This window comes from uncultured Streptococcus sp. (assembly GCF_901875575.1).
GTDB lineage: Bacteria > Bacillota > Bacilli > Lactobacillales > Streptococcaceae > Streptococcus.
Genome location: NZ_CABFMF010000015.1, coordinates 19,795 through 27,393 on the forward strand (window position 1 = coordinate 19,795; position 7,599 = coordinate 27,393).

Here is a 7,599-nt window from a genome sequence, read left to right on the forward strand (position 1 = left end):
GGAAATAGAAAATGAGAGAAGAACGATTTCCATTAGTGTCAGATGACGAAATCATGCTAACGGCAATGCCTGTCATGGATTTGTATGATGAGTCTGATTTTATCAGTAATATAAAAGGGGATTATCAAGAAAAAAACTACCTTGATTGGGCTCCTATTTCTGAAGATGTTTCAGTAAAACCTCTAGAAAAACAAGCAGATAAACCCAAAAAAATTGCTTTAGGAGTTAAGAAAGAAGGTAAGACGTATGCTGAGAAAGCACGTGAGGAAGCTCGTGCTGATTTGAAAAAGAAACGCTCGGCTACCTATTTAACTAAGGATGTTACACATACAAGACGTCACTCTCAACCAACTTTAGTTAGGAAGGGAAATCAACCTACAGCTCCTTTCCAAAAGGAAAATCCTGGTGAATTTATCAAATATAGTCAAAAATTGACTCAATCTCACTACATTTTAGCGGAAGAGATAAAACACATATCAACAGATAGTGTTGAAAAACAAGCTCGAACTGCAAATAAAAACAACTATGATTTTCTTAAGAAGAGTCAAATCTACAATAAAAAGAATAAACAAATAGAACAAGAACGTCAGCTTGCCCAAGAGTTGAATCTGACGAGAATTACTGAATAAGGGGGAAAAGATGTCAAAGACATATCATTTTATAGGAATTAAAGGTTCAGGTATGAGTGCCTTGGCTTTGATGTTGCATCAAATGGGTCATAAGGTTCAAGGTTCAGATGTGGAGAAGTACTACTTTACACAGCGTGGTCTTGAGCAGGCAGGAATTACCATTCTTCCTTTTGACGAAAAGAATTTACAAGGAGATATGGAAATTATTGCTGGAAATGCTTTTCGCCCAGATAATAATGTAGAAATAGCCTACGCTGATCAAAATGGAATCAGCTACAAACGTTACCACGAATTTCTAGGTAGCTTTATGAGAGATTTTGTCAGCATGGGAGTTGCAGGAGCGCATGGAAAAACCTCCACAACAGGTATGCTATCTCATGTTTTGTCTCACATCACTGATACTAGTTTCTTGATTGGAGATGGAACAGGTCGTGGTTCAGCTAACGCTAAATACTTTGTCTTTGAGTCGGACGAATACGAGCGTCATTTTATGCCCTATCACCCTGAATATTCTATTATTACCAACATTGATTTTGATCATCCAGATTACTTTACTAGCTTAGAGGATGTCTTCAATGCATTTAATGATTATGCTAAGCAAATGACTAAAGCTCTATTTATTTACGGTGAAGATGCAGAATTGCGCAAGATTACAGCAAATGCTCCGATTTATTATTATGGTTTTGAAGCAGAGGGCAATGACTTTGTAGCTAGTGATTTGCTTCGTTCAACAAGTGGTTCTACCTTTACTGTTCATTTCCGAGGCCAGGATCTGGGACAATTCCATATCCCAACCTTTGGTCGCCATAATATTATGAATGCGACTGCAGTTATTGCTCTTCTACACACAGCAGGTTTTGATTTAGAGCTGGTACGTCAACACTTGAAGACTTTTGCTGGTGTTAAACGTCGCTTTACGGAAAAAATTGTGAATGATACGGTTATCATTGATGACTTTGCCCATCATCCAACAGAAATCGTTGCAACCCTGGATGCTGCTCGTCAAAAATACCCAAGTAAAGAAATTGTTGCAGTTTTCCAACCCCATACCTTTACCAGAACCATTGCTTTATTAGATGAATTTGCGCAAGCTTTGAATCAGGCAGATGCAGTTTATCTAGCACAAATCTATGGTTCAGCGCGTGAGGTGGATCATGGTGATGTCAAAGTAGAGGATTTATCAAACAAGATAAACAAGAAACATAAAGTCATTACAGTTGAAAATGTTTCTCCTCTTTTAGACCATGACAATGCAGTTTATGTTTTTATGGGAGCGGGAGATATTCAGACTTATGAGTATTCATTTGAACGTCTCTTGTCAAACTTGACTAGCAATGTTCAATAAGTTCTACCTATGGAAATTCCAATTAAAATCAATCGTGCAACGGTTTCCGATTTATCTGAAATAGAGTTTATTCGCTTTTCTTATTTGTCAATAGGAAAGAAACCTGTTTCCAATATTTTTGAAGAAAGTATCCGTAATCTTACGGATACCTTTCTTGTAGCAAGATATGAAAATCACGTTGTAGGCTATATACTAGGAAGTTTGCAATCACTTATTCCAAAACACATAGAAGTAAAGGAAATCGCAATTCACCCTGACCATAAAGGCCAGGGTTTTGGGACTCTTCTTCTAGCTAGCTTGAAGCAAGTTACAGTAGAGTTCAATTACCAAGGCATTTGTTTGAACTGTCCTGATGAGCTTTCTTCTTATTTTGAAATGAACGGTTTTGTGGAGGTAGAAATGCCAAATTCACTTTATGAAACGAACAGTAATTTTAGTCTAGTTTGGATGAATCCTTTTTTTGAGGAGATACTATGAGAATAAGGCAAGCAAGATTAGATGATTTGGATCGTATTGTTGAAATTGAATTAGAGAATTTCTCTGTATGGGAAGCTATTCCTCGTTCAGTTTTTGAAGCGCATTTACGGAAAATTCAAACGAGTTTTCTAGTTGCAGAAGATGAAGGAAGGGTCATTGGTTACGTAGAAGGGCCAGTTGGACCCCAACGCTACTTGCAAGATCAGTCTTTTACTGAGGATATAGAAGACCATAGTTACCTTCCTGGAGGTTACATAGCAGTAACCTGTCTCTCCATTGCTAAAGAGGCTCAAGCTTTGGGAGTAGGTAAGAAACTATTGACAGCTCTTAAAGAAATTGCTCTAGAGAATAAGAGGGAAGGGATCAGTCTTACCTGCCATGATTATCTCATTGCTTACTATGAAAAACATGGTTTCGTAAATGAGGGACTATCTCAATCAACCTTTGCAGGAGAAAAATGGTATGATATGGTTTGGGAAGTGAAAAAATAGGCTAGGAAAGCGTGGTAGGTTGCTTTTCTTCGGTTTTTAAGATATAATATTATGGATTGTCAACGAGGAGGAAAAACTTTTGAGTGAAAAATCTAGAGAAGAATCGCTAAGCTTTAAGGATCAGATTTTACGTGATTTAGAAAAAGCAAAAAGTTACGATGGAATTCGTAAAGATTCGGATGAATTCATTGGGGCTAATGCTTCTATGTCTGTCTCTGAAAGAAAAGTTTCTGATGAAGATGTGATGGCGGCATCCTTATCAGCCGTAGAAAGAATCATGGATAATGCACCGCGTGTACCACAAGAGTCAAGCGGAGAACTTCCTGCTTCACCAGTAGATGAGAGTGTAGCAAAACAAGGAGTCGTGCGTCCTAAAAAAATTGAAAAAGAATACAATGAAATTCCAACAAGAGTAGCTGTATCTTATAAAACAGATAGTGCTGAAGAATCTATTGCTTCAGAAAAGTCGACGCCAGCTAAGGAAACAGTGGAGATTGTTAACGATAAATCTCGACGTAGTCGCCTAGACACAGCTAAACCATCTAAGGTGAAAAAAGAGAAAAAATCACATTTCAAAGCCTTCTTTATTTCATTTATCTTATTCCTTGCTTTACTTTCAGCAGGTGGTTATTTTGGGTATCAGTATGTGCAGGCTTCTTTAGAACCTGTCGATGCCAACTCTAAAACTTTTGTCACTGTTCAAATCCCAGAAGGTGCCAATGTTCAAGAAATTGGATCTACTTTGGAATCCTCTGGTCTAGTTAAACATGGCTTAGTATTTGCTTTGTATGCTAAATATAAACATTATGATGATTTGAAATCAGGATACTACAATTTGAAAAAGAGTATGAGTACAGATGACTTAGTACAAGAGTTGCAAAAAGGTGGAACACCTGAACCTCAGGAACCAGCACTTGCTAAGTTGACTATTCCAGAAGGCTATACACTTGAACAAATTGCTCAAACTGTAGGTCAACTTCAAGGTGACTTCAAAGAACCATTTACAGCAGATGCATTCTTGACAAAAGTTCAAGATGAAACATTTATAGCTCAAGAAATTGCTAAATATCCTAATTTGCTAGAAAGCTTACCAACTAAGGAGAGTGGAGTTCGTTATCGCTTAGAAGGTTTTCTGTTCCCAGCAACATATTCTATCAAAGAAAATACAACAATTGAAAGCTTGATTGATGATATGTTAGCAGCTATGGATAAAACGTTAACTCCATATTATTCTACAATTAAGTCTAAAAACTTAACAGTAAATGACTTACTAAGCATTGCTTCACTTGTTGAAAAAGAAGGTGCTAAGACTGAAGATCGTAAATTGATTGCAGGTGTATTCTATAATCGTTTGAATCAAGGAATCCCTCTTCAAAGCAATATTGCAATCTTGTATGCTCAAGGAAAACTAGGCGAAAAGATTAGTCTTGCAGATGATGTTGCTATTGATACATCAATTAACTCACCATACAATGTTTATACAAATCTAGGGTTGATGCCTGGACCAGTAGATAGTCCAAGCCAGGATGCGATTGAATCTAGTATCAATCAAACGAAGAGTCAGAACCTATACTTTGTAGCAAATGTTACAGATGGTAAGGTATATTATGCTGTTACTCAACAGGAACATGACCGTAATGTTGCTGAGCATGTCAATAGCAAGCTTACTCAAAATAGTGGTTCAAACTAAGACTTAAAAATAAGAATCTCAGTTGAAGATTCTAAATTATTGAAAGAAAGTTGAGAAAAATGTCAGAAAAAACATATCCTATGACAATTGAGGAAAAGGAAAAACTTGAAAAAGAATTAGAAGAATTAAAATTGGTTCGTCGTCCAGAAGTTGTTGAACGTATCAAGATTGCCCGTTCATACGGTGATTTGTCAGAAAACAGTGAGTACGAAGCAGCTAAGGATGAACAAGCCTTTGTCGAAGGACAAATCTCTAGTTTGGAAACAAAAATTCGTTACGCTGAAATTGTTAATAGCGACTCAGTTGCCGATGATGAAGTTGCAATTGGTAAAACGGTAACAATCCAAGAAATTGGTGAAGAGGACGAAGAAGTCTACATGATCGTAGGATCAGCTGGAGCCGATGCTTTTGCTGGTAAGGTTTCAAATGAAAGTCCTATTGGACAAGCCTTAATTGGTAAGAAAACAGGTGATAAAGCAACTATTGAAACACCAGTTGGTAGCTATGATGTAAAAATCTTAAAGGTAGAAAAAACAGTCTGAGAAAGTTAAAGGAGTGGGGAGGCGGACCGCCTTGCTCAACTCCTTTTTGGTTTTTTAATACAGTAGGAGACGTTATGAGTGAAAATAAGAAAAAAAATAAGATGGAGCGTGGCTTAACCAATCGACATGTTCAGGTTATGGCTATTGCTGGAACAATAGGAACTGGCCTTTTTCTAGGAGCAGGTCGTTCTATCAGTTTAACAGGCCCTTCGATTGTTTTAATTTATCTAATTACAGGAGCCTTCATGTTCTTGATGATGCGAGCAGTGGGAGAAATGCTCTATCAAGACCCTGAGCAACATACTTTTATCAACTTTATTACTCGTCATTTGGGTAAGGGTTGGGGATATTTTGCAGTCTGGTCTTACTGGTTATCGGTTGTCTTTATTGGTATGGCAGAAATTACGGCTATTTCGCACTATGTTCAGTTTTGGTTTCCTTCATGGCCTAGTTGGTTAATTCAAGTTGGATTTTTAACTGTTTTAGGTTTGGTCAATCTAATAGCTGTTAAACTTTTTGGAGAAGTTGAATTTTGGTTTGCTATGATTAAGATTGTAGCTATCCTTGCTATGATTGTGACTGGTATCTTTATGGTTCTGACAGGTTTTGAAACACCTCATGGAGTAGCTAGCTTAGCCAATATTACGGATAATTTCTCACTCTTCCCTAATGGTAGTGTAAACTTTGTGATGGCTTTCCAGATGGTCTTCTTTGCCTACCTCATGATTGAGTTTATAGGAGTAACGACTTCGGAAACAAAAAATCCACGTCAGGTCTTGCCAAAAGCAGTTAAGGAAATTCCTTTACGTATTGCCTTTTTCTATGGGGGTTCTCTAATTGCCATTATGGCGATTATTCCATGGAGAGATCTAACTTCAGCAGACTCACCATTTGTTACGGTATTTGAACTAGCAGGTGTCAAATGGGCAGCAGCCTTGATTAACTTCGTCGTCTTGACGTCAGCAGCATCAGCTCTAAATTCAACCCTCTACTCAACAGGTCGCCATTTGTATCAAATAGCTCAGGATTTACCAAATCCGTTCTTAAAAGCAATTAAAGCAGATACCTTATCTCGCTATAATGTTCCTCAAAATGCAATTTTGGCCTCAACTATTTTGATTGCTACAGCTGCTTTTATTAATGTCCTGCCAGGAGTTTCCGATGCCTTTGCCTTGATAACAGCTTCTTCATCAGGTGTTTATGTAGCTATTTATATCTTGATTATGGTGGCTCACCTTAAATACCGCAAGTCACCAGATTTTATGGCAGATGGTTATCTCATGCCACATTATCGTTTCCTAAATCCTTTAACCATACTCTTCTTTGCATTTGTCTTTGTAACCCTCTTTTTACAAGAGTCTACATTTGTAGGAGCAGTCGGTTCAGCTATCTGGATTATCGTTTTTGGTATTTATAGCCAGTGGAAATTTAGAAAATAGATTTGAAACTCATCAACTCAGGTTGGTGAGTTTTTTCTAGTTTGACAGTCTATTGAAATAAGGCTATAATCAAGCTATAACAGTGTTTGAGGAGATTTAGATGTACTTTAGATTGGAAAATAAGGAATCTCATAAATCACAAGAAATAGGGAATCTGATTCGTGTTTATAACCGTTCAAAAAGAGAAGAAGCTGAAAGTGAGCCACTTACTCTTTATGTCGAAGATGAAAAGGGTAATCTCCTGGCAGGTTTGATAGCAGAGACTTTTGGAAATTGGTTGGAAATTGAGTATTTGTTTGTAAAAGAGGAACTGCGAGGGCAAGGAATCGGTTCAAGACTATTGCAGCAAGCAGAAACTGAAGCTAAGAATCGAAATTGTCGTTTTGCATTTGTCAATACTTACCAGTTTCAGGCGCCAGACTTTTATCAGAAACATGGCTACAAGGAAGTCTTTGCTTTGCAAGACTATCCCTACACAGGAAAAAGATTTTATTACCAAAAAGATTTGTAAGGAGAATAAAGCAAAGAGGGGCTTTATAAAAGTATGGAGGTATGATGGTGGCTATGGGTAACGTTTAAGTAGATTCTCGATAAATACTAGTTAGAATCTAGAAATTGTGTCTGTCTAGAGGATATTTAGGACAATCCAATCACAGCTGAGACATTGGGAATCAAGTCCTATCAGGTCAAGAAAAGAAGTGATGTCGTCGATATTTTGAAATCCTATATTTAAATGTAACACTCTCTATCTTTTTGTAGTAGAGAGTTTTTTGTTAATAAAATTTTACAAAATGACATTTATATATTGCATTAAGTTAGATATATGATATAATATATTAAAAAGAGGCGCAACTTTTTAAAATTAATGAGAATCAAAGAGAAAACCGAGAATATTAATGGAGGAATTACAAAATGGAAGTTATAAATGTAAGTAAAAATTATGGTCATTCAACCATTCTCAAAGATATAAATTTTGCACTTAATAA

General features: G+C 36.8%; 8 protein-coding genes. All 8 read left to right on the forward strand.

Annotated features, from left to right (window positions below):
* Positions 1–11 precede the first annotated feature (11 nt).
* The 8 genes from QZ114_RS05575 (at position 12) to QZ114_RS05610 (ending at position 7,124) form a co-directional block, all read left to right on the forward strand.
* Entirely contained in the window at positions 12–629 is a 618-nt protein-coding gene (locus QZ114_RS05575; protein ID WP_295500730.1) for a cystathionine gamma-synthase, read from the forward strand.
* Between the two features lie 10 nt (positions 630–639).
* The gene (gene murC, locus QZ114_RS05580; protein WP_295500732.1) at positions 640–1,974 is read left to right on the forward strand and encodes a UDP-N-acetylmuramate--L-alanine ligase; all 1,335 of its coding nucleotides are present in this window, start codon (positions 640–642) and stop codon (positions 1,972–1,974) included.
* 9 nt (positions 1,975–1,983) lie between these two features.
* Positions 1,984–2,451 (forward strand): GNAT family N-acetyltransferase, encoded by a 468-nt coding sequence (locus QZ114_RS05585; protein ID WP_295500734.1) that lies wholly within the window; start codon positions 1,984–1,986, stop codon positions 2,449–2,451.
* Complete coding sequence (locus tag QZ114_RS05590; protein ID WP_295500736.1) at positions 2,448–2,942, forward strand: GNAT family N-acetyltransferase; 495 nt, start codon at positions 2,448–2,450, stop codon at positions 2,940–2,942. Before QZ114_RS05585 ends, QZ114_RS05590 begins: the two co-directional genes overlap by 4 nt.
* A gap of 79 nt (positions 2,943–3,021) precedes the next feature.
* Positions 3,022–4,632 carry an endolytic transglycosylase MltG gene (gene mltG, locus QZ114_RS05595; RefSeq protein ID WP_295500738.1) on the forward strand — a complete coding sequence of 537 codons (1,611 nt, stop codon included), beginning with the start codon at positions 3,022–3,024 and terminating at the stop codon, positions 4,630–4,632.
* A 59-nt stretch (positions 4,633–4,691) separates the two neighbouring features.
* Positions 4,692–5,174 carry a transcription elongation factor GreA gene (gene greA, locus QZ114_RS05600; RefSeq protein ID WP_295500740.1) on the forward strand — a complete coding sequence of 161 codons (483 nt, stop codon included), beginning with the start codon at positions 4,692–4,694 and terminating at the stop codon, positions 5,172–5,174.
* 74 nt (positions 5,175–5,248) lie between these two features.
* Positions 5,249–6,613 (forward strand): amino acid permease, encoded by a 1,365-nt coding sequence (locus QZ114_RS05605; protein ID WP_295500742.1) that lies wholly within the window; start codon positions 5,249–5,251, stop codon positions 6,611–6,613.
* Between the two features lie 100 nt (positions 6,614–6,713).
* On the forward strand, positions 6,714–7,124 hold the full coding sequence (locus tag QZ114_RS05610; RefSeq protein ID WP_295500744.1) for a GNAT family N-acetyltransferase: 411 nt from the start codon (positions 6,714–6,716) through the stop codon (positions 7,122–7,124).
* Positions 7,125–7,599 lie beyond the last annotated feature (475 nt).

Coding starts and splice junctions, on each gene's coding strand:
- QZ114_RS05575 (WP_295500730.1), top strand. CDS start 12: ATGAGAGAAGAACGATTTCCATTAGTGTCAGATGACGAAATCATGCTA.
- murC (WP_295500732.1), top strand. CDS start 640: ATGTCAAAGACATATCATTTTATAGGAATTAAAGGTTCAGGTATGAGT.
- QZ114_RS05585 (WP_295500734.1), top strand. CDS start 1,984: ATGGAAATTCCAATTAAAATCAATCGTGCAACGGTTTCCGATTTATCT.
- QZ114_RS05590 (WP_295500736.1), top strand. CDS start 2,448: ATGAGAATAAGGCAAGCAAGATTAGATGATTTGGATCGTATTGTTGAA.
- greA (WP_295500740.1), top strand. CDS start 4,692: ATGTCAGAAAAAACATATCCTATGACAATTGAGGAAAAGGAAAAACTT.
- QZ114_RS05605 (WP_295500742.1), top strand. CDS start 5,249: ATGAGTGAAAATAAGAAAAAAAATAAGATGGAGCGTGGCTTAACCAAT.
- QZ114_RS05610 (WP_295500744.1), top strand. CDS start 6,714: ATGTACTTTAGATTGGAAAATAAGGAATCTCATAAATCACAAGAAATA.